The organism is Streptomyces sp. H27-H5 (assembly GCF_026627505.1).
Lineage (GTDB): Bacteria > Actinomycetota > Actinomycetes > Streptomycetales > Streptomycetaceae > Streptomyces.
The window spans coordinates 38,034-62,762 of the sequence record NZ_JAPNLK010000037.1 but is presented as its reverse complement, the minus strand read 5'-3'; the positions used below and the strand labels follow the sequence as shown (position 1 = coordinate 62,762).

Below are 24,729 nucleotides of genomic sequence, written 5' to 3'. Positions count from 1 at the left end.
TGGAAATGACCGAGGATCAGCAGGCCGCAGGAACACCCGGCGCGTTCCGGATCGAGCACGACTCCATGGGTGAGGTACGGGTCCCCGCCCACGCGAAGTGGCGGGCCCAGACACAGCGCGCGGTGGAGAACTTCCCGATCTCGGGGCAGCGCCTGGAGCACGCCCACATCGCCGCACTGGCCCGGATCAAGGCCGCGGCCGCCGTGGTGAACGCCCGGCTCGGCGTCCTGGACGCGGATGTGGCCGAGGCCGTCCGGTCCGCCGCCGAGGAGGTCGCGGAGGGTCGTTGGGACGAGCACTTCCCGGTGGACGTGTTCCAGACCGGCTCCGGCACCTCGTCGAACATGAACGCCAACGAGGTGATCGCCACGCTGGCCGGTGAACGTCTCGGCCGCCCGGTCCACCCGAACGACCACGTCAACGCCTCGCAGAGCTCCAACGACGTGTTCCCGTCCTCCATCCACATCGCCGCGACCGCCGCCGTCATCGGCGAGCTGATCCCGGCGCTGGAGCACCTCGCCGACGCGATGGAGCGCAAGTCCGCCGAGTTCGTCGCGGTGGTCAAGGCCGGCCGCACCCACCTGATGGACGCCACCCCGGTCACGCTCGGCCAGGAGTTCGGCGGATACGCCGTCCAGATCCGCTACGGCGTCGAGCGGTTGCGCGCGGCGCTGCCACGACTGGCCGAACTCCCCCTGGGCGGAACGGCCGTGGGCACCGGCATCAACACGCCGCCCGGGTTCTCCGCCGCCGTGATCGCGGAGGTGGCCGAGGCCACCGGACTGCCGTTGACCGAGGCGCGGGACCATTTCGAGGCCCAGGGCGCCCGGGACGCGCTGGTGGAGACCTCCGGAATGCTCCGCACGATCGCGGTCTCGCTCACCAAGATCTCCAACGATCTGCGTTGGATGGCCTCCGGACCGCGCACGGGATTGGCCGAAATCAATCTCCCGGATCTGCAACCGGGGTCCTCGATCATGCCCGGAAAGGTCAATCCGGTGATCCCGGAGGCCGTCCTCATGGTCGCCGCACAGGTGATGGGCAACGACACCGCGGTCGCCGTCGGGGGCGCCGCCGGCAACTTCGAGCTCAATGTGATGCTCCCGATGATGGCCCGGAACCTGCTCGAATCGATCCGCCTGCTCGGCAACGCGAGCCGGCTGCTCGCCGACCGGACGGTGGACGGGATCAGCGCCAACTCCGAGCGGGCCAGGGAGTACGCCGAATCCTCGCCCTCGGTGGTGACCCCCCTGAACCGCTACATCGGCTACGAGGAGGCGGCCAAGGTGGCGAAGCGGTCGCTGGCGGAACGGAAGACGATCAGGGAGGTCGTCCTGGAGGAGGGCTACGTCGAACGCGGCGCGCTGACCCTCGCCCAGTTGGACGAGGCGCTGGACGTCCTGCGGATGACCCGGCCCTGAAATCGCCCCCGCCGGGGGCCGGATTCGGTCGTTTCCCGTCCCCGGCCACCTCCGTGACCTGCGTCGCGTCATGTGTACGGACCTCAGCCCTAAGATCTGCGCATGACAGGTATCGGAGGCCGCGGGGGCGGCGTGGCGCGCACCGGGACGCACGACGGGGCCCGGGGCTCGCACTGGGCGCCCGGCGAGCAGATCCTGTGGCGCTACCGCGACCACGCCCCGGGCCCGGCGGGCCGGGTCCACATCTGTCGACCCGTGACGGTGGTGCGGGACACCGACGAGTTGCTGGCCGTGTGGATGGCCCCCGGCACCGAGTGCGTCAAGCCGGTGCTGGCCGACGGCACCTCGGTCCACGAGGAGCCCCTCGCCACCCGGTACACCGCGCCGCGCACCACCGCCCGGTCGCACTGGTTCGGCACCGGGGTGCTGAAGTTGGCCCGCCCCGGGGACCCGTGGTCGGTGTGGCTGTTCTGGGAGCGGGGCTGGCGCTTCAAGAACTGGTACGTGAACCTGGAGGAACCGCGGACCCGCTGGGCCGGCGGGGTGGACTCCGTGGACCACTTCCTGGACATCGCCGTGGCCCCGGACCGCAGCTGGAAGTGGCTGGACGAGGACGAGTTCGCGCAGGCGCGGCGGATCGGCCTGATGCCTCCCGAGCGGGCGCGCGAGGTGGAGGCGGCGGGCCTGGCGGCCGTGGAGGTCATCAAGGAATGGGGGGCGCCGTTCTCCTCCGGATGGGAGAAGTGGAGGCCGGATCCGGGCTGGAGAGTGCCGGTTCTGCCCGAGGACTGGGACCGCACCCCGGCGCATATGACCTCATGAGACCCTTGATGCGCCCCCGGGGTTCAACCGTAGGATCGTCCTCCGCCGGGCCGTCTGCGGCGTTGCCGCCAGGCTGTACATCCGTAATTGACGTGCCGTACACGGGACTTGACCGGAGATCAACGCTGGGCGAGAGGTAACGAGCGGGACGCGGAACCGCGGGGCGGTGGTGCCCCTGCCGCTGAGCGGGTATACCGCGACTGACCGATTGAGTGCAGCGCACATCGAGCGCAAACGGACGGAATTCCACGCGTGACGGAGTACCCCACCTCCCAGGAGGGCCCGCAGCCCGTCGCCTCCGGCGGAGGTACGGACGATGCCGGCCACGGCAAGGCCGCCGTCGCGGCCACCGAGGCCGTACGCACGCATGCGCAGGGGCCGGGCGCGGAGCGCGGTGCCCCCGCGTCCGCCTCGGCCGCCGAACTTCCGCGGCCGCGCACCGCGGCCGCCTCCCCGGCGGACGTGCCGGCCGGCGGGGAGCCGGGTCAGGGCGGCGCCCGGCCCCGGGACGGCGAGGCCGCACGCAACGCGGCCGCCGGCGCCTCGGCGCAGGACCGCGCACCCGAACCGCTCCGCCCCCGGGGCGGGGAGGACCGGACCACGCACGGCGCCCGGCCGGGCAGCCGCCCCGATCCCACCGCCCCGACCGCGGAACTCGACGGCCCAACGGCCGACGGCCTCCAGGTCGACGGTGTCGGCGGCGGCGCGGGCCGGCACGGCGGCGGCCCGATCGCCGGCGCGGAAACCGGCACGGCCCGCAGGGAAGGCGACCGGCTGCGCTTCGTCGGCGCGGCCACCCGCCGGATCGCGCGGGGCATCGACCTCGACGAGATCGTGCTGGGCCTGTGCCGGGCGACCGTGCCGACGTTCTCGGACGCGATCCTCGTCTATCTGCGCGACCCGCTGCCGGTGGGCGACGAGCGCCCCGTCGGACCGGTCGTCTTAAGGCTCCGACGCACCGACCGGCTCCGGCCGCTCGACGATCTGACCGGGGGCGATCCCGCCGGGGCCGCGGGGGCCGCCGGCGAGCTCGACTTCAGCCAGATGACGCTCGTCGGCCCGCAGGGCGACCTGCCGGCGGCCGAATTGTGCGAGATCCGGCCGGGCGGGGCGCTCGCCGAGGTGCTGCGCGGCGTACGGCCCGTCTTCGGGTCGGCCGCAGGAGCCAAGGACGCGCTCCCGGAGCTGCTCGGGGCCGACCATCCCGTCCCGCGCGGTCAGCGGGCCATCCTGGCCCCGTTGCGGGGCCGCCGGCGCGTGATCGGCGCGGCGGTGTTCCTGCGCACCCCCGACCGGCCCGCCTTCGAGACGAACGACCTGCTGGTCGCCGCCCAGTTGGCGACCCACACCGCGCTCGGCATCGACAAGGCGGTGCTGTACGGCCGTGAGGCGTACATCGCCGACGAACTCCAGCGCACCATGCTCCCGGACAGCCTCCCCCAGCCCACCGGGGTGCGGCTGGCCTCCCGCTACCTGCCCGCCGCCGAGACGGCCCGGGTCGGCGGCGACTGGTACGACGCCATACCGCTGCCCGGCAGCCGGGTCGCGCTGGTCGTCGGCGACGTCATGGGGCATTCCATGACCTCCGCCGCGATCATGGGCCAGCTGCGCACCACGGCGCAGACCCTGGCGCAGCTCGACCTGCCGCCCGCCGAGGTGCTGCACCACTTGGACGAGCAGGCGCAGCGGCTCGGCTCGGACCGGATGGCGACCTGCCTGTACGCGGTCTACGACCCCGTCTCGCACCGGATCACCATCGCCAACGCCGGCCATCCGCCGCCCGTCCTGCTCCACCTGGGCGGCCGCGCCGAGGTGCTGCGGGTGCCGCCGGGCGCCCCGATCGGCGTGGGTGGCGTGGACTTCGAGGCCGTGGAGCTGGACGCCCCGGCCGGGGCCACCCTGCTGCTGTACACCGACGGGCTGGTCGAGTCCCGGCTGCGCGACGTGTGGACGGGCATCGAGCAGCTCCGCGAGCGGCTGGCGACGACCGCACAGCTGACGGGCCTGGACCACCCGCCGCCGCTGGAGGCCCTGTGCGACGACGTCCTGGACATGCTCGGCCCGGGCGACCGGGACGACGACATCGCGCTGCTCGCGGCCCGTTTCGAGGGGATCGCGCCCAGTGACGTCGCGTACTGGTTCCTGGACCCGGAGGAGACCGCGCCGGGCCGGGCCCGTCGGTTCGCCCGCCGGGCGCTGACCCGGTGGGGTCTGGAGGAGCTGAGCGATTCGCTGGAGCTGCTGGTCAGCGAGGTGGTCACCAATGCCGTGCGGTACGCCGAGCGGCCGGTGACCCTGCGCCTGCTGCGTACGGACGTGCTGCGCTGCGAGGTCGGCGACGACTCCCCGCAGCTGCCGCGCCAGCGCCGGGCACGGGACACCGACGAGGGCGGTCGGGGCCTGTTCCTGGTCAACCGGCTGGCCCGCCGCTGGGGTGCGACGCGGCTGAGCAGTGGAAAGGTGGTGTGGTTCGAGCTCCCGTTGCCGGGGGCGCATGATCGGCGTTGACTGGGCAGGCGAATGCGTGCGACCCAACCGACCCCTACGGGAGGACGCTCGTGACCCAGGACGCGCAGAAGATTCCGTACACGACGAACAACGTCGGGATTCCGGTGGAGAGCGACGAGCACTCGCTCACCGTGAGTCCGGACGGCCCGATCCTGCTCCAGGACCACTACCTGATCGAGAAGATGGCCCAGTTCAATCGGGAACGGGTCCCCGAACGGGTGGTGCACGCCAAGGGCGCGGGCGCGTACGGCGTCTTCCAGGTGACCAACGACGTCAGCCAGTTCACCAAGGCCGACGTCTTCCAACCGGGCCGCAGGACCGAGATGCTGGCCCGCTTCTCGACCGTCGCGGGTGAGCAGGGCTCCCCCGACACGTGGCGGGACCCGCGCGGTTTCGCCCTGAAGTTCTACACCGAGCACGGCAACTACGACATGGTCGGCAACAACACCCCGGTGTTCTTCGTCCGTGACCCGAGCAAGTTCCAGGACTTCATCCGCTCGCAGAAGCGCCGCCCGGACAACGGGCTGCGCGACCACGACATGCAGTGGGACTTCTGGACCCTGTCCCCGGAGTCCGCGCACCAGGTGGCCATCCTGATGGGCGACCGGGGCATTCCGAGGAACTACCGCACGATGGACGGCTTCAGCTCGCACACCTACCTGTGGGTGAACGCCGGCGGCGAGAAGTTCTGGGTGAAGTACCACTTCAAGACGGACCAGGGCAACGAGTTCCTGACGCAGGAGGAGGCGGACCGGCTGGCGGGCGAGGACTCCGACTACCACCGACGCGACCTCTTCGACGCGATCGCGGGCGGCAACGCGCCGACGTGGACGATGCACGTGCAGGTCATGCCCTTCGAGGACGCCCCGGGCTACCGGTTCAACCCGTTCGACCTGACCAAGGTGTGGCCGCACGGCGACTACCCGCTGATCGAGGTCGGCCGGATGAGGCTGGACAAGAACCCGGACGACTACTTCATCCACATCGAGCAGGCCGCCTTCGAGCCGTCGAACCTGGTCCCGGGCATCGGCCCGTCGCCCGACAAGATGCTGCTCGGCCGGCTGTTCTCGTACCCGGACACGCACCGCTACCGGATCGGGGCGAACTACACGCAGCTCCCGCCGAACCGGGCCCGGTCGCTGGTCTCCTCGTACGCCAAGGACGGCGCGATGCGCTTCGAGGCGTCGGCGGCGGCGCGCCCGTACGCCCCGAACTCCTACGGCGGCCCGGCCGCGGACACGGCCCGCTTCGGCGAGCCGGCGGGCTGGGCGACCTCCGGCGAGATGGTCCGCGAGGCGTACACGCTGCGCTCCGAGGACGACGACTGGGGCCAGCCGGGCACGATGGTCCGGGAGGTCTTCGACGACGCGGCGCGCGAGCGCCTCGTCTCCAACGTCGCCGGGCACCTGCTGGATGGGGTGAGTCCGCCGGTGCTGGAGCGCGCCCTGCAGTACTGGCGCACCATCGACAAGGCGACGGGCGACCGGATCGCGGCGAAGGTCCAGGCGGGCGGCTGAGGCCCTCACCCGACCCGTACGACACAGGACCGCCCCGCGGCGTGCTCGCCGCGGGGCGGTCCTGTGTCGTGGGCGCTGCCGGTCCCTACTCCTGCGGGTCGGGAGCCGGGGGGAAGAGCGGGGTCCTGGTCGGGTCCGGGGTCTTGGTCGGGTTCGACTTCGTCGGATCGGGAGTGTTCGACGGCTTCGTGGTGCTCTTGGTCGGATCCGGCTTGTGCGAGCTCGTCGACGGCTTCGGCGGTGTGGAGCTCTTGCTGGGGGTGGAGCTCGGGGAGCTGGACGACTGGCTCGGCGTGATGGGCGGGGAGCTGGGGCGCGGCGGTGCTTCCACCGTGCCCATCTCGGCGTCCGGCAGGCTGAACTCCTCGGTGCTCTGCCCCTTGAGCGCGGCCAGCGTGTAGGCGCGCCAGATCTCGGCCGGGAAGCTGGAGCCGCCCGCGCGGCCCTTGCCGGCGGTGCCGGTCAGGGTGACCTGCTTGTGGCTGCCGGGCTCCTCGCCGAACATCGCGACGACCGTGACCAGCTCCGGGGTGTACCCGGTGAACCAGGCGGCGACGTTGGACTCGGTGGTGCCGGTCTTGCCTGCGGCCTCGTAGGCGGAGCTCTTGACCACTTCGCCGGAGCCGTCGTTGACCACGCCGGTGAGCACCTTGGTGACGGTGTCGGCGGTCTTGCGGGTGAGGACCTGGCTGCCGACCGCGCCGGCCGGCTTGAAGTCGGAGTCCTTGTGCTCGGCCGACTTCACGATGGTCGGGGTGATCTTCTTGCCGTGGTTGCCGAGGGTGGCGTAGACGCCGGCCATCTCGACGGTGTTGGCGCTCATGGTGCCGAGCGACATGGCGGGCTTGTCGGCGGGCCAGCCGTCGCGGTCGACCATGCCGAGGGCCAGCGCCTGCTTCTTCACCTTCTCCGGCTTGGTGTCCACGATCATCTGGGCGTAGACGGAGTTGACGGAGGCGTTGGTGGCCTTCTGGACCGTGAGCAGCGGGTCGCCGTAGTTGCGATCGTCCTGGTTCTGCGGGGCGAACGGGATGTCGCTGCCGACGACGGGGCGCTTGCTGGTTCCGTCGTAGAGGGCGTTCGGAGTGATCTCCTTGCCCTCCTGCGTCCGCGCGCCGGTCTCCAGGGCCGTCGCGAGCACGATCGGCTTGAAGGTGGAGCCGGGCTGGAAGTCGGTGCGCAGGGCGTTGCTCTCGTACTTCTCGGACAGGCCCGTGCCGCCGTACATCGCCACGATCGCGCCGGTCTTGGCGTCCACCGAGGTGGCGCCGGCCTGGACGCTCTGGTCCTGGGGGCGGCCCTTGGTGTCCTTGCGGTCGAGCTTGGACTCCAGCTCGTCGGCGACCGCCTTCTCCATCGCGGCCTGCTTCTTCTTGTCGATGTTCAGCCGGATCGTCCAGCCGCCCGCCGCGATGGCCCCCTCGTCGATGCCCTGGCGGTCGAGTTCCTTCTTGGCCGCCTCGACGAAGTAGCCCTTCTGGCCGTCCATGCCCGGGGCGGGCTTGGGCTTGATGGGCTCCTGGAACTTCATGGTCTTGCGCTTGGCCGCGTCCAGCTTGCCCATCTCGACCATGTTGTCGAGGACGGCGTTGAAGCGGATCATGACCAGCCGCTTGCCGTTGGGTCCGGCGGTCGCCCAGTCGTACTGGCTGGGGGCCTGGATGACGGCGGCGAGGTAGGCGCCCTGCTCCAGCGTCAGCTTCTCGGTGTCGACGCCGTAGTAGGCCTGTGCCGCGGCCTGGATGCCGTAGGCGTTGCGGCCGTAGAAGTTGGTGTTCAGGTAGCCGGCGAGGATCTCGTCCTTCTTCATGCGCTGGTCGACCTTCAGAGCGATGATCAGCTCTCGGGCCTTGCGCGTCGCCGACTGGTCCTGGGTGAGGTAGTAGTTCTTGACGTACTGCTGGGTGATCGTCGAACCGCCGGCCTTGCCCTTGCCGGTGACCGTGTTGAACAGGCCTCGGGCGACACCCATCACGTCGACGCCCTGGTCCTCGTAGAAGGACTTGTTCTCGATGGCGATGAAGGCGGTGCGCACCTGCTCCGGGATCTTGTCGATCCCGACGATCTCGCGGTTCGTCTTGCCCGTGCGGGTCATGATCGAGCCGTCGGAGTACTCGTAGGTGTTGCTCTGGAGTTCGGCCTGCTCGTTGGCCTTGTCCGGCGGTTCCACCATGAAGTAGAGGACGACCAGGCCGCCCATCATGAGCAGGATCAGCCCGAAGAAGAACCCGAGGATCTTCTTCCAGGTGAAGAAGCGCCGTATGCCGGAGGGCTTGCCCGCCGGCTTACCGCCCGACTTGCCCGCGCGCCCGTTGGAGCGCCCGCTCGGTGCTTTCCGCGCTCCGCGCTGCTGCTGCGCCCGTCGCGCTTCTGCTCGGCCCATCGCTCCCGCTCCGCTCGATTACCCCCCCGACGTCAGCTCAGAAAACTAACACCGCAGGCTGTGACAAAGGTCGACTAACCCTGATCAATACCGGTCAATTCGGACGTGACAATCAGCACCCACGCCAATGGAACCGACGCACATAAGACCGCAAGGGTTGTGGTGTACGCAAAAAGTGTTATCACTTTGCTAGGCGTTCCGGTCGAACAGGTCCGGACACGGCATGGCAAACGGGGGCATTACATGAGCAGCACTGCGGCGTCTCCCGACACCGGGAACACCACCGACACCACCCGTTCGACGACCGCATCCGCAGGCCCCGCAAGGGAGTTCGCGGCGCGCAGCGTCGGCGGCGGAGCGGCCCTGCTGCTCGGACTGGCCGGGTTGCTCGTCGGGGCAGGCCTCATCGTGGGCGGCGCGATCGTCACCGCGACGGCGGCCAAGGCCGTCCTGATCACGCTCGGCGTGCTGCTGATCCCCGCCTCGATCTTCGCCATGTGCGGGCTGAACACGGTGGCCCCGGGCGAGGCCCGGGTGGTCCAGCTCTTCGGCCGCTACCGGGGGACCCTCCGGACCGACGGGCTGCGCTGGGTCAACCCGCTGACCTCCCGCAGGAAGATCTCCACCCGGGTCCGCAACCACGAGACGGCCGTCCTGAAGGTCAACGACGCGTACGGCAACCCGATCGAGCTGGCGGCGGTCGTGGTGTGGCGGGTGGAGGACACCGCGCGCGCGGTCTTCGAGGTCGAGGACTTCACGGAGTTCGTGGAGACGCAGACCGAGGCCGCGGTCCGGCACATCGCGATCGAGTACCCCTACGACTCGCACGACGAGGGCGGGCTGTCGCTGCGCGGCAACGCCGAGGAGATCACCGAGGAACTCGCGGTGGAGCTGGCGACCCGGGTCGAGGCGGCGGGCGTGCACATCATCGAGTCCCGGTTCACGCATCTCGCGTACGCTCCGGAGATCGCCTCCGCGATGCTCCAGCGCCAGCAGGCGGGCGCCGTCGTGGCGGCCCGCAAGCAGATCGTCGAGGGCGCGGTGGGCATGGTGGAACTCGCCCTGACCCGCCTGGCCGAGGAGGACATCGTGGACCTGGACCCGGAACGCAAGGCCTCCATGGTCTCCAACCTGATGGTCGTCCTGTGCGGCGATCGCGCGGCGCAGCCCGTCATCAACACGGGCACCCTCTATCAGTGAGCCCCGTCCGCGGCACGCACCCCGACCCCGGCACCGGGCCCGGCGGGGAGCCCGGCCGCCGACCCGGCACCCGGTCCGGCGCACAGCCCGGCACCCCGTCCGGCGCCGCCCCGCAGCCCGTCCCGCCGTCCGGCGGGGCGGCGGCCGGGGGCTCCGCCGGCGGGTCCGACGGGGCGCCCGACGCCCCGTCGACGCGGGGTCCCGAGCGCACGGCGCGGGCCGCGCGCCAGGCCCGCAAGCAGGTCCTGCTGCGGCTGGACCCGCAGGTGTACGACGCGCTCGCGCGCTGGGCCGGCGAGGAGCTGCGCAGCGCCAACGCGCAGATCGAGTTCCTCCTGCGACGGGCCCTGGCCGACTCCGGCCGGCTGCCGGGCGGCGCGGCGCCGATCCCGCAGCGCGGCCGCCCCCGCACCTCCTCCGACTCCTGACACCGGACGGGACCTCTCCGCACCGAAACACAACCTGACCAGGCAAAACACCCGTCCGGCGAGCTATGCACCGGGGGTATACACCGCGTGTATACCTCCCGTGTATAGTCGCCGTCATGTCCATCGGTCACACCCTTCTGGGTCTACTGGAAGCCGGCCCCCGGCACGGCTACGACCTCAAACGCGCCTTCGACGAGAAGTTCGGCCACGACCGCCCCCTCGCCTACGGGCAGGTCTACTCGACCATGTCCCGGCTCCTGAAGAACGGCCTCGTCGAGGTCGACGGGATAGAGAGCGGCGGCGGTCCCGACCGCAAGCGGTACGCCATCACCGACGCCGGGATCACCGACGTCGAGACCTGGCTCGCCCAGCCCGAGAAGCCCGAGCCGTACCTCCAGTCCACCCTGTACACCAAGGTCGTACTGGCCCTGCTCACGGGCCGCGGCGCGCAGGACCTGCTGGACGCCCAGCGCTCCGAGCACCTGCGGCTCATGCGCCTGCTGACCACCCGCAAGCGCAAGGGCGACCTCGCCGACCAACTCGTCTGCGACCACGCCCTCTTCCACCTCGAAGCGGACCTGCGGTGGCTCGAACTCACCGCCGCCCGGCTCGACCAGCTCGGTCAGGAGATACGCCGATGACCCCGGCCGGCACCCTGCTGTGCGCCACGGACCTGCGCAAGACCTACGGGTCCGCCAAGGCCCTCGACGGCGCGGAGTTCTCGATCCACCCCGGCGAGGTCGTCGCCGTCATGGGGCCCTCCGGCTCCGGCAAGTCGACGTTGCTGCACTGCCTCGCGGGCATCGTGGCGCCCGACTCCGGCACCGTCACCTACGCCGGCCGCGAGCTGTCCGCGATGAACGACTCCGAGCGCAGCGCCCTGCGCCGGGGCGAGTTCGGCTTCGTCTTCCAGTTCGGACAGCTCGTACCGGAGCTCACCTGCGTGGAGAACGTCGCCCTGCCGCTGCGGCTGGCCGGTGTGAAGCGCAAGGAGGCCGAACGGACCGCCCTCGGCTGGATGGAGCGGCTCCAGGTCGACGACCTGGGCGCCAAGCGTCCCGGCGAGATCTCCGGCGGCCAGGGCCAGCGCGTGGCCGTGGCCCGCGCCCTGGTCACCCGGCCCCGCGTCATCTTCGCGGACGAGCCGACCGGCGCCCTGGACTCCCTCAACGGCGAACTGGTCATGCAGCTGCTCACCGAGGCCGCCCGCTCCGCCAACGCGGCCGTCGTCCTCGTCACGCACGAGACCCGGGTGGCCGCCTACTCCGACCGGGAGATCGTCGTCCGCGACGGCAGGTCCCGCGACATGGAGCGCATCGTATGAACACGCTCCGCACCTGGTACCGCGACCTGGCCATGGGCGTGCGGTTCGCCCTCGGCGGCGGCCGCGAGGGCTGGACCCGGACCCTGCTCACCGGCGTGGGCGTGGGCCTGGGCGTCGCGCTGCTGCTGATCAGCACCGCCGTCCCCGGCGCGCTCACCGCCCGCAACGAGCGGGCCGACGCCCGGTCCACGACGACCGCGCCGACGGCCGCCGCTCCCGGCCGCGACACCCTCCTCACCGCGGCCGCCCGACAGACCTACCACGGGCAGGACATCGAAGGCAGCCTGCTCCGGGCCGAGGGCCCGGACGCGCCCGTCCCGCCGGGCCTGGAGAAGATCCCCGCCCCGGGCGAACTGGCCGTCTCCCCCGCGCTGGACAAGCTGATGAAGTCCGCCGACGGCGCCCTCCTCAAGGAACGCCTGGACGGCCGGATCGGCCAGATCGTCGGCGACGCGGGCCTGACCGGGCCCGGCGAACTCCTCTTCTACCTGGGCAGCGACCAGCTCCGGACCGACGGCGAACACGCCTACCGCGTCGAGCGCGTCACCGGCTTCGCGAACGACGCGGACGCGCGCGAGCTCGACCCCGTGCTGATGCTGATGGTCGTGCTCACCTTCGTCGCCCTGCTGACGCCGGTCGCCGTCCTCATCGCCGCCGCCGTCCGCTTCGGCGGCGAGCGACGCGACCGCCGGCTCGCCGCGCTCCGCCTGGTCGGCGCCGACAGCCGCGCGGTGCGGCGGATCGCCGCCGGCGAGGCGCTCGCCGGATCCGTGCTCGGGCTGGGCTTCGGTGTCGGCTTCTTCCTGATCGGCCGGCGCCTGGTCGGCAACCTGACCCTCCAGCAGCGCAGCGTCTTCCCCGCCGACCTCGACCCGACACCGTGGTTGGCCACCCTCGTCGCCGTCGCGGTGCCGGCGGCGGCCGTCGCCGTGACCCTGTTCGCCCTGCGCGGTGTGGTGATCGAACCGCTCGGCGTCGTCCGTACGGCCAAGCCGACCAAACGGCACGTCTGGTGGCGGCTGCTGCTGCCGCTCGGCGGACTCGGCCTGCTCACCTCGCTGACGGGACGCGGCTCCGAGCACGGGCAGTTCAACCAGTGGCAGGTCAGCGGCGGTGTGGTGCTGCTGCTCGTCGGGATCACCGCGCTCCTGCCCTGGGTACTGGAACGCGTCGTCGGCGGAACGCCCGGCGGCCCGGTCTCCTGGCAACTCGCCGTGCGCCGGCTCCAGATCGGCAGCGGTACGGCCGCCCGCCTCGTCAACGGCATCGCCGTGGCGGTCGCCGGGGCCATCGCCCTGCAGATGCTCTTCTCCGGCGTCGAGGGCGAGTACCGCAACGAGACCGGCCAGGACCCGACCCGGGCCGCCGTGTCCATCCTGCTGCCCAGCGGCGGCGAGCACCGGCTGGACGCCCTCGCCGCCGAGGTCGCCGGTACCGAAGGCATCGCCCGCACCGTGCCGCTGGCCTCGTTCACCGCCGCGCACCGGGTCCCGGCGGACGACACCATCGCGGTGACCGTCGGCACCTGCGAGGCGCTCAGGGAGGTGGCGGAACTCGGCGCGTGCAAGGACGGCGACACCTTCGTGCTCGACGGCCCCGTCGCCGAGGGGGCCGCCAAGGCGGGTGACCGGCTCTTCGCCGGCAACGTCAACGGGTTCACCGGCGGCCCGTTCGACCACAAGAAGGCCGTCGAGTGGGCCTTCCCGGCCGACGCGCGCACCGTCCTCTCCCGTGAGGACCCCAACGGGACCCGGCGCACCGGCCTGCTGGCGACCCCGTCGGCGGCGCCCGAGGACCTGGGCTTCGACCAGTCCGCGCAGATCTTCCTCCAACTGGACGAATCGGTGCCGGACGGGTTGGAGCGGGCCCGCACGGCCGCCTTCAAGGCCGACCCGTTCGCCACGGCCATGACCTTGAAGTCGACCTCCACCGCCGCCGGTTACTCCTCGATCCGCACCGGGCTCTTCTTCGGCGCGACCGGCGTCCTGATCCTGATCGGGGCGAGCATGCTCGTCTCCCAACTGGAGCAGCTGCGCGAACGGAGGAAGCTGCTGTCCTCGCTCGTGGCCTTCGGCACCAAGCGCTCCACGCTGAGCCTGTCGGTGCTCTGGCAGACGGCCCTGCCCGTCGGGGTGGGCATGGCGCTGGCGATCGCGGTGGGCATCGGGCTGGGCTCGGTACTGATCCGGATGGCCGGCCGGCCCGTCGGGATCGACTGGGGTCCGGTGCTCGGGATGGCGGGCGTGGGGGCGGGCGTGGTCGCGGTGGTGACCCTGCTCAGCCTGCCGCCGCTGCTGCGGATGATGCGCCCGGACGGCCTGCGCACGGAGTGACGCACGCGAGCCGCCGCGCTGCGCGAGGCCGTACGCCCGCCCCCGCGACCGACCGGATCAGTCGGTCGGCCAGACCGGGAGCGGGCGTACGGCCTCGCGCAGCGCGGCGGCGATCGCCTTGAACTCCTCCTGGCGGGCGGTGCCGGTCCGCATGGCCAGCGCGATCCGCCGGGAGGGCGCCGGCTCGGCGAAGTACCCGGTGGCGAGGTACTCGTTGCGCGTGGTCTCCAACCGCAGCGCGGTGCGCGGCAACAGCGTCACCCCCAGTCCCCCGGCGACCAGCTGTACGAGCGTGGACAGTCCGGCGGCGGTGGTGGTGACGTCCGCGCCCGCCGTGCGGCCCGCCTCCCGGCAGATGTCGAGGGCCTGGTCGCGCAGGCAGTGCCCCTCGTCGAGCAACAGCAGTTGCAGGCCGCGCAGTTCCTCGCGCGGGATGTCCCGGCGCCCGGCGAGCGGGTGCTCGCGGGGGGCGAGGAGTACGAAGTCCTCGTCGAAGAGCGGAAGTTCGCTCACCCCGGGCACCCCCAGCGGCACCGCGAGCAGCAGCAGGTCCAGCCGCCCCCCGGCCAGCCCCTCCAGCAGCGACGCCGTCTGCTCCTCGTGCACCTGGAGGTCCATGCGGGGGTAGCGCCGGTGGAAGAGCCCGAGCACGGTCGGCAGCAGGTACGGGGCCACCGTCGGGATCACCCCGAGTCGCAGGACTCCGGTGAACGGGGCCCGTACGGCCTCGGCCTCCTCCAGCAGCCCGCCCATGGCGTCGAGCACGCCCCGGGCGCGCACCGCGATCCGCTCCCCCGCCGGGGAGAGCAGCACCTTGCGGGTGGTGCGCTCCAGCAGTTGCACCCCGAGCGCCTCCTCCAGCGCGGAGACGGCCCCGGACAGGGCGGGCTGGCTCATGCCGATGGCGGCGGCCGCGTCCCGGAAGTGCAGATGCTCCGCCACGGCCACGAACGCGCGCAGTTGCGCGAGCGTCGCCTGCTTGAGTCCCCTATTACCGACAGCCACTGATAGGCACCTCCGATCACCAGCCACAAGAGTAGCTATTTCCGTAATCAATGCAGCTGTGCCAGCATGTGAGATCCGTCCAACCCCTTCGGAAAGCCCCCATAGGGGTCACTTTCCCGTTTGCAAGGAGAGCACGTGCTCACTGTCGGTGACAAGTTCCCCAGCTACGATCTGACCGCTTGCGTCTCGCTCGAAGCCGGCAGCGAGTTCGCCCAGATCGACCACAAGTCCTACGAGGGCAAGTGGCGCGTGGTGTTCTTCTGGCCGAAGGACTTCACCTTCGTCTGCCCGACCGAGATCGCCGCCTTCGGCAAGCTGAACGAGGAGTTCCAGGACCGCGACGCGCAGGTCCTCGGCGTCTCCGGCGACTCCGAGTTCGTCCACCACGCCTGGCGCAAGGACCACGCCGACCTGCGTGACCTGCCCTTCCCGATGCTGGCCGACTCCAAGCACGAGCTCATGCAGGCCTGTGGCGTGCAGGGCGAGGACGGCTTCGCGCAGCGTGCCGTCTTCATCGTCGACCAGAACAACGAGATCCAGTTCACGATGGTGACCGCCGGTTCCGTGGGCCGTAACCCCAAGGAGGTCCTGCGGGTCCTCGACGCCCTGCAGACCGACGAGCTGTGCCCGTGCAACTGGAACAAGGGCGAGGGCACCCTGGACGCCCCGGCGCTGCTGGCCGGTGAGTGACGGATGTCCCTCGACTCCCTGAAGTCCGCCATACCGGACTTCGCCAAGGACCTGAAGCTGAACCTCGGTTCGGTCATCGGCAACAGCGACCTCCCGCAGCAGCAGCTGTGGGGCACGGTCCTGTCCTGCGCGATCGCCGCCCGCTCCCCGCGCGTCCTGCGCGAGCTGGAGCCCGAGGCGAAGGCGGTCCTGTCGCCGGAGGCGTACACCGCCGCCAAGTCCGCCGCCGCGATCATGGCGATGAACAACGTCTTCTACCGCACCCGTCACCTGCTGTCGGACCCGGAGTACGGCACCCTGCGCGCCGGCCTGCGGATGAACGTCATCGGCAACCCGGGTGTGGAGAAGGTCGACTTCGAGCTGTGGTCGCTCGCGGTCTCCGCGATCAACGGCTGCGGCCAGTGCCTCGACTCGCACGAGCAGGTGCTGCGCAAGGCCGGTGTCGACCGTGACACGATCCAGGAGGCCTTCAAGATCGCCTCGGTGATCCAGGCCGTCGCGGTCACCCTCGATGCCGAAGCGGCCCTCGCCGCCGAGTAGCGCTCCGCGTCCGCGCGGAACGGGCCCCCGCAGCCGTCACCGGCCGCGGGGGCCCCGTCGTTCACCCGCTCACTCGCGCAGCCGGGTCGTCAGCGCCCGCATGTCCTCGATCATCGCCGTGTGGACCGCGTCCTCGTCCACGAGGTCCCTGTCCATGTTCCACTCCACGCGGAGCGTGAACACCACACCGCCGTCCAGCACCGCCAGTTGGGCGTCCGTGCCCGGCTGCCGCCTGAGCAGCGCCCGTTCGCCGAGTCCGGGCACCTCCTCCACGTCCGAGGCGCCGGTGCGGCGGGGGTCCAGTCCGGGCCCGGCGTCGAACTCCGGCCGGGGATCGCTCTTCTTGTGCCGCTCGACCATGATCTCGACCCCGTACCAGGGCCGGCCCTCGGTGTACCCGCCCGTCGCGCGGCAGTAGGACCAGTCGAGTGCGGGACTCTTCTCGTTGCCCGGCCACGTCATGTCGAAGGCCGTGCCGTTGATCGTGCCCAGCGCCTTCAGGGGCGCCTCCGGGCAGAGGTCGTCGACGTGCCGGTAGGCGATGCGCGGAGCCGTGTCGGAACGATTCTGCGCGACCAGGGTCGCGCCCCACACCGCCGAGGCCAGCACCGCCCCGCCCAGCGCCCACACCCACCGCGCACGCGGGCCCCGCGCCGCCCCGCGCGCAGACCCGGGCTCCGGCGCGGATTCCGCCGGATCGAAGGCCCGGTCCGTGCGCCACTCGCCGTCCAGTTCCGGCTCGCCGATCACCCGTCGCCCCCCTCCCCGCCCCCGACCGCCGTCGTGGCGCCCTCAGACCCGCTGCTCACCCTGGCTCGTCTCCCCCGGCGTACGCAGCGACGCGTCCAGCGCGGTGGCCCCGTGCGGGGCGGGGCCCACCTCGGCCATGCCGGGGTGGAGCTGCTCGCGCGAGTACGCCTTGAGGAAGCCGACCACCGTGTTGGTGACGGCGACCAGCGGTACGGCGACCACCGCTCCGCCGATGCCCGCGATCATCCCGCCGGCGGCCACCGACAGCACCACCGCGAGCGGGTGCACCCGTACCGCCCGGCCCAGGATGAAGGGCTGGAGCACGTGGCCCTCGATCTGCTGTACGGCGAGCACCACGGCCAGCACCATGAGCGCGATGAACGGCCCCTGGGTCACCAGGGCCACGACCACCGCGAGCGCGCCGGAGATGACGGCTCCGACGAGCGGGATGAAGGCGAACAGGAAGATGAACACGGCCAGCGGGACGGCCATCGTGACGTCGAGGAAGTACAGGCCGAGGCCGATGAAGACGGCGTCGATGAGCGCCACGAGGACGGTTCCCCGTACGTACGCGGTCAGCGTGCGCCAGGCGCGCGGACCGGCGCCGGCCATGCCGGGACGGGCGGCGGCCGGTACCAGGCCGAGCACCCAGGTCCAGATCCGCTTGCCGTCGTAGAGCAGGAAGAGCGTCGAGAACATCGCGAGCAGCATGCCCGTCAGCACCTCGACGAGCACCGTCACGCCCTGCAGTCCGGCGGAGGTGATCTCCTCGGTGTTGGTGCCGATGGTGTCGGTGAGGTTCTTCGCGATGTCGTTGATCTGCTTCTCGGTCACGTGGAACGGACTGTCCAGTGCCCAGACCTTGAGTTCGTTGATGCCGTCGCGGACCCGGTCGGAGAGGTCGTCGAGGTTCTCCATGACCTGCCAGACCACGAACCAGCCGACCAGCCCGATGACCACGAATCCGAGGATCGCCGTCACGGCCGTGGCGAGCCCCCGCGGCAGCCCGAGCCGGCGCAGCCGCACGACGAAGGGTTGGAGCAGGGCGGTGACCAGCAGGGCCGCGGCGAAGGCGAGGACGACCAGGCGGACCTCACTGATCACCTTCATCAGGACCCAGAGCATCCCGGCGAGCAGCAGCAGCCGCCAACTGGCCTCCGCGGCCACGCGCATGCCCCAGGGGATCACGGTCACCGGGTCGGGGCGCACCCGCCGGCCGGACGTGTCGGGGACGGGGCCGGTGTTTCCCGGGGGCGGGAGCGGCGACGGGGCGGTCGCGGAGACCGGTCGGTCGTCGGAGGTCTCCGCCTCGACCTCGGCCCGCCGTTCGTCGAGGCGAGCCTCCACCTGGCTGAGCTTTCTCCCGATCCTGCCGAGCCAGCCTGCCCTCTTCGACATGTCTTTCCTTTCCCCCCGCCCGTGAACACACCTCGAAGACCGTACACGCGAGGAGCCCCGCACCGTAGGACGGTGCGGGGCTCCCGGAGGTTGTGCGGTGGCGCGTGCCTAGTACCAGTCGTTGGCGTCGTGGAAGCTCAGGGCCGCGCACGGGCTGCCGTAGCGCTCGTTCATGTAGCCCAGGCCCCACTTGATCTGGGTGGCGGGGTTGGTGCGCCAGTCGGCGCCGGCCGAGGACATCTTCGAACCGGGCAGCGCCTGGACCAGACCGTAGGCGCCCGAGGACGAGTTGACGGCCTTGTAGTTCCAGGTGGATTCCCGGTTCACGATCTCCGAGAAGCACTGGAACTGGCCCGCCGGGACGATCTGCCGGGCGATCGACTTGATCTCGGAGATCGTGTAGGAGCCCTGGACGTCGAAGTCGCCGGCGTCGCGCGTCGAGGAACGGCTGGCGACCTCGCCGGCCTCCTCGCGCTCCTTCTTCAGCTTCGCGGCGGCCTCGGCCTCGGACTTCTTCTTGGCCTCCGCGTCCGCCGCGGCCTGGGCGTCGGACTTCTTCGCCTTGGCGGTCTCGGCGGCCTCGATGCGCGCGGCTTCCTCGGCCGAGCGCTTGGCGTCGGCGTCGGCGGCGTGGGCGATCGTGTCGGCCTGCTGCGTCAGGGAGCCGCTCTGGACCTGGGCCTGCTCGCCGACCGGGATTTCAGTGAGGAGAGTCGCACCCGACGCGGTGGTCTCGAGGTCGTTCGTGGTGGCGTCGCCGGTGGCAACGCCCACGACTGCGCCGACGGTGGTGACAGCGGTGGCCGAAGCCACTGCGAACCCTCGAACCGAGATCCGGCTCACACGGTGTCCTTCCAGCAGCGTCCGCAGTGACCTGGCGGGCGCAAAAGTGCCCCTGGACACTGGCCTCCATGAATCCGCGGTCACTGGAGGCTCGGGCCCGTGGGCAACTCCCCTGCGGGAGCTGCCGCGTGAAACTCGGGCGACATACGGCAAACGACTGTGGAGTTGTGGTGCTGCGCGTATCTCACGAGAGATACAGGTGTGCCGTATGTGGGGCCTGACGGAAATCAGACTCTGCCGGACCTCGACGCCGCAGGGCAATTCCGCGTTGCGTGGGAAAGGTCACACCTGCGGGGAGGCCGCTGTTTTCGACAAAGGCCTGTGCAGCACAACGCCGCCCGGCTAGGCTTCTGGGCCTTTGCCGGGCGGCGCCAACTCTACTTCCCACTATGGGGGTTCTGTCCCCTTTGCGGTTACAGGGTCTCCAGCATCTCCGTGACGAGCGCGGCGATCGGCGAACGCTCGGAACGAGTCAGCGTGATGTGCGCGAAGAGCGGATGGCCCTTCAGCTTCTCAACGACGGCGACCACTCCGTCGTACCGGCCCACCCTCAGGTTGTCCCGCTGCGCCACGTCGTGGGTCAGCACGACCCGCGAGTTGGCGCCGATCCGGGACAGCATCGTCAGCAGCACGTTCCGTTCCAGCGACTGCGCCTCGTCCACGATCACGAAGGCGTCGTGCAGGGAACGACCGCGGATGTGGGTGAGCGGCAGGACTTCGAGCATCCCGCGGTTCAGCACCTCCTCGATGACCTCGCGTCCGGCGACCGCCGAGAGCGTGTCGAACACCGCCTGCGCCCACGGGCTCATCTTCTCGGAGGCGTCCCCGGGCAGGTAGCCGAGGTCCTGGCCGCCCACCGCGTACAGCGGCCGGAAGACCATCACCTTCTGATGCTGCCTCCGCTCCAGCACGGCCTCCAGGCCCGCGCACAGCGCGAGCGCCGACTTTCCGGTGCCGGCCCGGCCGCCCATCGAGAGGATGCCGATCTCCGGGTCGAGCAACAGGTCGAGGGCGATGCGCTGCTCGGCGCTGCGGCCGTGCAGCCCGAAGGCCTCGCGGTCGCCCCGTACGAGCTTCACGTTGCCGTCGGCCGTGACCCGGCCCAGCGCCTTGCCCCGTTCGGACTGGAGGACCAGTCCGGTGTGGACGGGCAACTCGGCGACCTCCGGCACGTAGAGCCGCTCCTCCGAGAAGAGCAGGTCCACCTGTTCGCCGGAGAGGGCCAGCTCGCTCATGCCGGTCCATCCGGCATCGGTGATGGCGAGCTCCGCCCGGTACTCCTCGGCGAGCAGCCCCACGGAGGAGGCCTTGATGCGCAGCGGGAGATCCTTCGAGACCACCGTGACGTCGTAGCCCTCGGCCTGGAGATTGCGGGCGACGGCGAGGATCCGCGAGTCGTTGTCCCCCAGTCTGAAGCCGGCGGGCAGGACACCCGGGTCGGAGTGGTTGAGCTCGACACGCAGGGTGCCACCCAGATCGCCCAGCGGGATGGGGGCGTCGAGACGTCCGTACCGGACCCGGAAGTCGTCGAGCAGGCGGAGGGCCTGGCGCGCGAAGTAGCCGAGTTCGGGATGGTGCCTCTTTGCCTCCAGCTCGGTGATCACCACGATCGGGAGCACGACCTCGTGCTCGTCGAAGCGGGAGATCGCGTTGGGGTCTGCCAGCAGGACGCTGGTGTCGAGGACGTAGGTCCGCCTGTCGGGCAGGCGGCGCTTTGTGCTGGTCACCACGGAAGGACGTACCCCCTCGGAAGAGGTCGGGCCATGAAGACCGGACCGGTCATCGGCACCCATGCGCGGGCCGATTCCCGGCCCTCCACTCCGTCCGTGCGAACCGCACGTGCGTCCTGGTGCAAAGGGCCTCCCGGGCGGACGACCCCATGCCGTCCGCTGAGACTCGACACCCGTGGATCGGACGTCGACCTGCCAGGGTTATGCCCTCGAACGGGCAAGGCCATGCCATGGCATATGACGGACGCTCGGTGAACCCCTGGTGAAGGCTTGAGAGGGGGACGACGGAACGCGCGGGGAGGTGTCGGGCCGGAGGGAGCGCGGTCGCGGCGAACTCCCCGGGAGGATCCCGCCGTCCGGGGATCAGCTCCCGTACCGCCGGTGGCGGGCGGCGTAGTCGCGCAGCGCCCGGAGGAAGTCGACCTTGCGGAAGGCCGGCCAGAACACGTCGCAGAAGTAGTACTCCGAATGCGCGCTCTGCCAGAGCATGAACCCGGACAGCCGCTGTTCGCCGCTGGTGCGGATGACGAGGTCCGGGTCGGGCTGACCCCGGGTGTAGAGGTGCTCCGCGATGTGGTCGATGTCGAGGACCTCGGCCAGCTCCTCGAAGGAGGTGCCCTTCGAGGCGTGCTCCAGCAACAGCGAGCGGACCGCGTCGGCGATCTCCTGGCGGCCGCCGTAGCCGACCGCGACGTTGACCAGTATCCCGTCGACGTCGTGCGTGGCCTGCTCGGCCTCCTTCAGCACGGACTGGGTCCGCTCGGGGAGGATGTCGAGGTTGCCGACGTGGTGGACGCGCCAGCGGCCGTCCGCCGCGAGGCCCCGCACGGTGTTCTCGATGATGTTGAGCAGCGGGCGCAGCTCGACCTCGGGGCGGTCCAGATTGTCCGTGGAGAGCATCCAGAGGGTGACGACCTCGACGTCCGTCTCGGTGCACCAGCCCAGCATCTCGGAGATCTTGTCGGCTCCGGCCTGGTGGCCCTGCTCCGTGGTTCCTCCGGACGCCTTCGCCCAGCGCCGGTTCCCGTCCAGGATGACGCCGATGTGCTTGGGCGCCTCGTCATGGTCGAGTCGGCCTTCCACCCGGCGTGCGTAGAGCCTGTACACCAGGTCGCGCAGCTTCACGATCTTCCAGCCCCTCCGTGCAATGCCCCCGTGCGAATTGCGGTCCCCCGAGTCCGCCACATTACTGGGATGTGGCATGGGGTACCCAACTCGGTCGGTCACAAGTCCGTGATAGGGAGGACAACGTGACTGATACCAATCCCTATCGGGCAGAGCCCTCGCGCTACGACTCCATGGAGTACCGGCGCACCGGCCACAGCGGCCTCAAGCTCCCCGCCATCTCCCTCGGCCTCTGGCACAACTTCGGCGACGACACGTCCCTGGCGCCCCAGCGGGCGATCCTGCGCCGGGCCTTCGACCTGGGTGTCACCCATTTCGACCTGGCCAACAACTACGGACCGCCGCCCGGGTCCGCCGAGCTCAACTTCGGCAAGATCTTCGCGCAGGACTTCGCGTCCCACCGCGAGGAGCTGGTGCTCTCCACCAAGGCCGGCTACCTGATGCACGCCGGCCCGTACGGCGAGTGGGGCAGCCGCAAGTACCTGCTCGGCTCGCTGGACGCCTCGCTGAAGCGGATGGGCGTCGATTACGTCGACATCTTCTACTCGCACCGCTTCGACCCGGAGACCCCGCTGGAGGAGACCATGGGCGCCCTGGCGTCCGCGGTCCGGCAGGGCAAGGCCCTCTACGTGGGCGTGTCCTCGTACACGGCCGAGCAGACGGCCGAGGCCGCGCGGATCCTGCGCGACATGGGCGTGCGCCCGCTCATCCACCAGCCCTCGTACTCCATGATCAACCGCTGGACGGAGGAGGACGGGCTGCTGGACACCCTGGAGGAGGCCGGCATGGGCTGCATCTCCTTCGCGCCGCTCGCCCAGGGCCTCCTGACGGCCAAGTACCTGAAGGGCATCCCGGAGGGCTCGCGGGCCAGCCAGGGCAAGTCCCTCAACCCGGACCTGCTCTCGGACGACGTCCTGCGCCGGCTCAAGGGACTGAACGAGATCGCGGGGCGGCGCGGGCAGTCGTTGGCGCAGTTGGCGCTGAACTGGGTGCTGCGCGACGAGCGCATGACGTCGGCTCTGATCGGCGCGTCGAGCGTGAAGCAGTTGGAGGAGAACGTGGCCGCGCTGGCCGGTGCGCCGCTCACGGAGCAGGAGTTGAAGGAGATCGATTCCCTCGCCGTCTCCACCCCCGGCGCCAACATCTGGGCCCAGCGCGGCTGACCTGCGCTGATGCCGCGCCGTCAGGAACAGGCGCGGGAAAACAAAAAACGGGCCGGTCCGTGGGGGGGATACGGACCGGCCCGAGGGGGGGGTTCCACCATAACCCTTCGTAAAGCGTGATGCGTGCATTGACGCAAAACGATTACGCTCCGAATCCGCCCAGCAGCACTCCGGTGAGCGCGCCGGCCGCCATGAAGGGGCCGAACGGGAAGGCCGTCCGGCGCCCCGCACGGCCGCGCAGCAGCAGGCCCAGGCCGTACACGGCCCCGTAGAGGAAGCCCAGGAACGCCCCGGCCACCCATACCCCCCTGCCGTACCACCCAAGAGCGACCCCGAGGGACAGCGCCAGCTTGACGTCCCCGAAGCCCATGCCGGCGGGGTGGATCAGGAACAGCACCAGGTACGCCCCCGCGAGCGCGGCCGCGCCGAGCAGCGCCGACCGCCAGGACCCGGCGGCGCCCGGCAGGGCCCCGGCGCATCCCAGCAGCACGACCGCGGCCGCGGCGAGCGGCAGGGTCAGCGGGTCCGGCAGCCGGTGCACGGCGACGTCGACCAGGCCGAGCAGGACGAACCCGGGCGCGAGCCCCACGAACGCCACCGCCTCGGGCCGCACCCCGACGGCCCACGCGAGCAGCGCGCAGACCCCGGCGACCAGGCACACGACCCCCGCGGGGCGGACCCCGTAGCGGTGGTACGGCGGGTCGGGGCGCCCGCCGGTGGTCGGGGCGCCGGGAGCCGCCGGGACGGGCCCCGCCGGCGGCGCTCCCGCCCCGGGGCCGGGGCTGGTGGGCGCGGGCGCCGGCGGGGACACGGCCGGCGCTCCGGGGAGGCGGCAGCGGGCGCGCCCCACCCAGCCCGGGAGCGGATGCCCGTCGGGGCAGGAGTCCCGCCAGGGCTCCCCCGGCTCCACGGACAGCCGGTACGCCGCGCGCGGCAGCAGCAGACCCGCGCCCGCTCCGTACGCGGCGGCGAGGATGATCACGACCAGGCCCATCCGCCGACCGTAGGCCCGGCCCCTCGTGGGGGCATGGGCCCGGGGACCCATTGCCCCTACCCTGGCCACCCGGACGGGACGGACGGTCGGACGCGTCCGACAGTCGGGCGGGGCGGGCGGGGCGGGCGGAAAGGGGCCGGGACATGGGGCGTTGGCGTGACGGCGGAGCCGTCCTGCGCGTCGTCGGGACGGACGGGGCGCCGGTGCCGTTGGAGATCGCCGCCTCCTACCGGGCCCGCACCCGCGGCCTGCTCGGGCGCGGCGGGATCGCGGGGGCGCTGTTGTTGACGCCGGCGGGCAGCGTGCACACGTTCCGGATGCGGTTCGCGATCGACGTCGCGTACCTCGACCGGAACCTCGACGTGATCGCCCTGGCCATGATGGTCCCCGGCCGGCTGGGGTGGCCCCGGCCGCGCTCCCGGCACGTCCTGGAGGCCGAGGCGGGCGCGATGGCGGGCTGGGGCCTGCGGGTCGGGGCCCGGGTGGAGGTGGAACCGCGTCCGGTCGGAGGCGGAACCTGACGTCCGTCTCATCTCTCGCTAGGCGGTGAACCGC

Annotated in this window: 21 protein-coding genes; 13 read left to right on the top strand and 8 right to left on the bottom strand. The window is 71.2% G+C overall.

What is annotated here, in order from left to right; all coding sequences use genetic code 11:
* Positions 1-5 precede the first annotated feature (5 nt).
* From OTB19_RS19695 to OTB19_RS19680, 4 genes are all read left to right on the top strand, one after another.
* Positions 6-1,421 (top strand): class II fumarate hydratase, encoded by a 1,416-nt coding sequence (locus tag OTB19_RS19695; protein WP_267799615.1) that lies wholly within the window; start codon positions 6-8, stop codon positions 1,419-1,421.
* A gap of 102 nt (positions 1,422-1,523) precedes the next feature.
* Positions 1,524-2,243: a DUF402 domain-containing protein gene (locus tag OTB19_RS19690; RefSeq protein WP_267799614.1), complete on the top strand. Its 720-nt coding sequence runs from the start codon at positions 1,524-1,526 to the stop codon at positions 2,241-2,243.
* 252 nt (positions 2,244-2,495) lie between these two features.
* Entirely contained in the window at positions 2,496-4,751 is a 2,256-nt protein-coding gene (locus OTB19_RS19685; RefSeq protein ID WP_267799613.1) for a SpoIIE family protein phosphatase, read from the top strand.
* A gap of 50 nt (positions 4,752-4,801) precedes the next feature.
* Complete coding sequence (locus tag OTB19_RS19680) at positions 4,802-6,268, top strand: catalase (protein WP_267799611.1); 1,467 nt, start codon at positions 4,802-4,804, stop codon at positions 6,266-6,268.
* An 85-nt stretch (positions 6,269-6,353) separates the two neighbouring features.
* Here the strand turns inward: OTB19_RS19680 and OTB19_RS19675 are convergent, their stop codons facing one another.
* Positions 6,354-8,651: a transglycosylase domain-containing protein gene (locus OTB19_RS19675; RefSeq protein ID WP_267799610.1), complete on the bottom strand. Its 2,298-nt coding sequence runs from the start codon at positions 8,649-8,651 to the stop codon at positions 6,354-6,356.
* Positions 8,652-8,894: 243 nt separating this feature from the next.
* Between OTB19_RS19675 and OTB19_RS19670 the strand changes: the two genes are divergently transcribed.
* From OTB19_RS19670 to OTB19_RS19650, 5 genes are all read left to right on the top strand, one after another.
* A complete protein-coding gene (locus OTB19_RS19670) occupies positions 8,895-9,851 on the top strand; it encodes an SPFH domain-containing protein (protein ID WP_267799608.1) in 957 nt (318 codons plus the stop codon).
* A 245-nt stretch (positions 9,852-10,096) separates the two neighbouring features.
* Positions 10,097-10,279: a hypothetical protein gene (locus OTB19_RS19665; protein WP_267799635.1), complete on the top strand. Its 183-nt coding sequence runs from the start codon at positions 10,097-10,099 to the stop codon at positions 10,277-10,279.
* Positions 10,280-10,395: 116 nt separating this feature from the next.
* Entirely contained in the window at positions 10,396-10,920 is a 525-nt protein-coding gene (locus OTB19_RS19660) for a PadR family transcriptional regulator (protein ID WP_267799607.1), read from the top strand.
* Positions 10,917-11,603: an ABC transporter ATP-binding protein gene (locus OTB19_RS19655; protein ID WP_267799606.1), complete on the top strand. Its 687-nt coding sequence runs from the start codon at positions 10,917-10,919 to the stop codon at positions 11,601-11,603. The genes OTB19_RS19660 and OTB19_RS19655 overlap by 4 nt, the downstream gene beginning before the upstream one ends.
* Positions 11,600-13,936, top strand: a complete 2,337-nt coding sequence (locus tag OTB19_RS19650) for an ABC transporter permease (protein WP_267799605.1) — start codon at positions 11,600-11,602, stop codon at positions 13,934-13,936. The genes OTB19_RS19655 and OTB19_RS19650 overlap by 4 nt, the downstream gene beginning before the upstream one ends.
* A gap of 57 nt (positions 13,937-13,993) precedes the next feature.
* Here the strand turns inward: OTB19_RS19650 and OTB19_RS19645 are convergent, their stop codons facing one another.
* Positions 13,994-14,941 (bottom strand): hydrogen peroxide-inducible genes activator, encoded by a 948-nt coding sequence (locus OTB19_RS19645; RefSeq protein ID WP_267799604.1) that lies wholly within the window; start codon positions 14,939-14,941, stop codon positions 13,994-13,996.
* A 135-nt stretch (positions 14,942-15,076) separates the two neighbouring features.
* Here OTB19_RS19645 and OTB19_RS19640 point away from each other — a divergent pair, with 135 nt between their 5' ends.
* Complete coding sequence (locus OTB19_RS19640) at positions 15,077-15,631, top strand: peroxiredoxin (RefSeq protein ID WP_053677038.1); 555 nt, start codon at positions 15,077-15,079, stop codon at positions 15,629-15,631.
* 3 nt (positions 15,632-15,634) lie between these two features.
* Positions 15,635-16,171: an alkyl hydroperoxide reductase gene (locus OTB19_RS19635; protein ID WP_267799603.1), complete on the top strand. Its 537-nt coding sequence runs from the start codon at positions 15,635-15,637 to the stop codon at positions 16,169-16,171.
* Positions 16,172-16,240: 69 nt separating this feature from the next.
* Here the strand turns inward: OTB19_RS19635 and OTB19_RS19630 are convergent, their stop codons facing one another.
* The 5 genes from OTB19_RS19630 to OTB19_RS19610 form a co-directional block, all read right to left on the bottom strand.
* Positions 16,241-16,921 carry a hypothetical protein gene (locus OTB19_RS19630; RefSeq protein ID WP_267799602.1) on the bottom strand — a complete coding sequence of 227 codons (681 nt, stop codon included), beginning with the start codon at positions 16,919-16,921 and terminating at the stop codon, positions 16,241-16,243.
* A gap of 42 nt (positions 16,922-16,963) precedes the next feature.
* Positions 16,964-18,319: an AI-2E family transporter gene (locus OTB19_RS19625; RefSeq protein ID WP_267799601.1), complete on the bottom strand. Its 1,356-nt coding sequence runs from the start codon at positions 18,317-18,319 to the stop codon at positions 16,964-16,966.
* 108 nt (positions 18,320-18,427) lie between these two features.
* Complete coding sequence (locus OTB19_RS19620; protein ID WP_420716870.1) at positions 18,428-19,180, bottom strand: transglycosylase SLT domain-containing protein; 753 nt, start codon at positions 19,178-19,180, stop codon at positions 18,428-18,430.
* Positions 19,181-19,575: 395 nt separating this feature from the next.
* Entirely contained in the window at positions 19,576-20,892 is a 1,317-nt protein-coding gene (locus OTB19_RS19615) for a PhoH family protein (protein WP_267799598.1), read from the bottom strand.
* Positions 20,893-21,255: 363 nt separating this feature from the next.
* Positions 21,256-22,017, bottom strand: coding sequence for an isoprenyl transferase (locus OTB19_RS19610; protein WP_267799597.1), 762 nt, complete (start codon positions 22,015-22,017; stop codon positions 21,256-21,258).
* Between the two features lie 125 nt (positions 22,018-22,142).
* On the opposite strand from OTB19_RS19610, the gene mgrA reads away from it, so the two are divergent.
* Positions 22,143-23,180, top strand: a complete 1,038-nt coding sequence (mgrA, locus tag OTB19_RS19605; RefSeq protein ID WP_267799595.1) for an L-glyceraldehyde 3-phosphate reductase — start codon at positions 22,143-22,145, stop codon at positions 23,178-23,180.
* A 142-nt stretch (positions 23,181-23,322) separates the two neighbouring features.
* Here the strand turns inward: mgrA and OTB19_RS19600 are convergent, their stop codons facing one another.
* Positions 23,323-24,174, bottom strand: coding sequence for a prepilin peptidase (locus tag OTB19_RS19600; RefSeq protein ID WP_267799594.1), 852 nt, complete (start codon positions 24,172-24,174; stop codon positions 23,323-23,325).
* A gap of 143 nt (positions 24,175-24,317) precedes the next feature.
* On the opposite strand from OTB19_RS19600, the gene OTB19_RS19595 reads away from it, so the two are divergent.
* On the top strand, positions 24,318-24,695 hold the full coding sequence (locus OTB19_RS19595; RefSeq protein WP_267799593.1) for a DUF192 domain-containing protein: 378 nt from the start codon (positions 24,318-24,320) through the stop codon (positions 24,693-24,695).
* Positions 24,696-24,729: the final 34 nt, after the last annotated feature.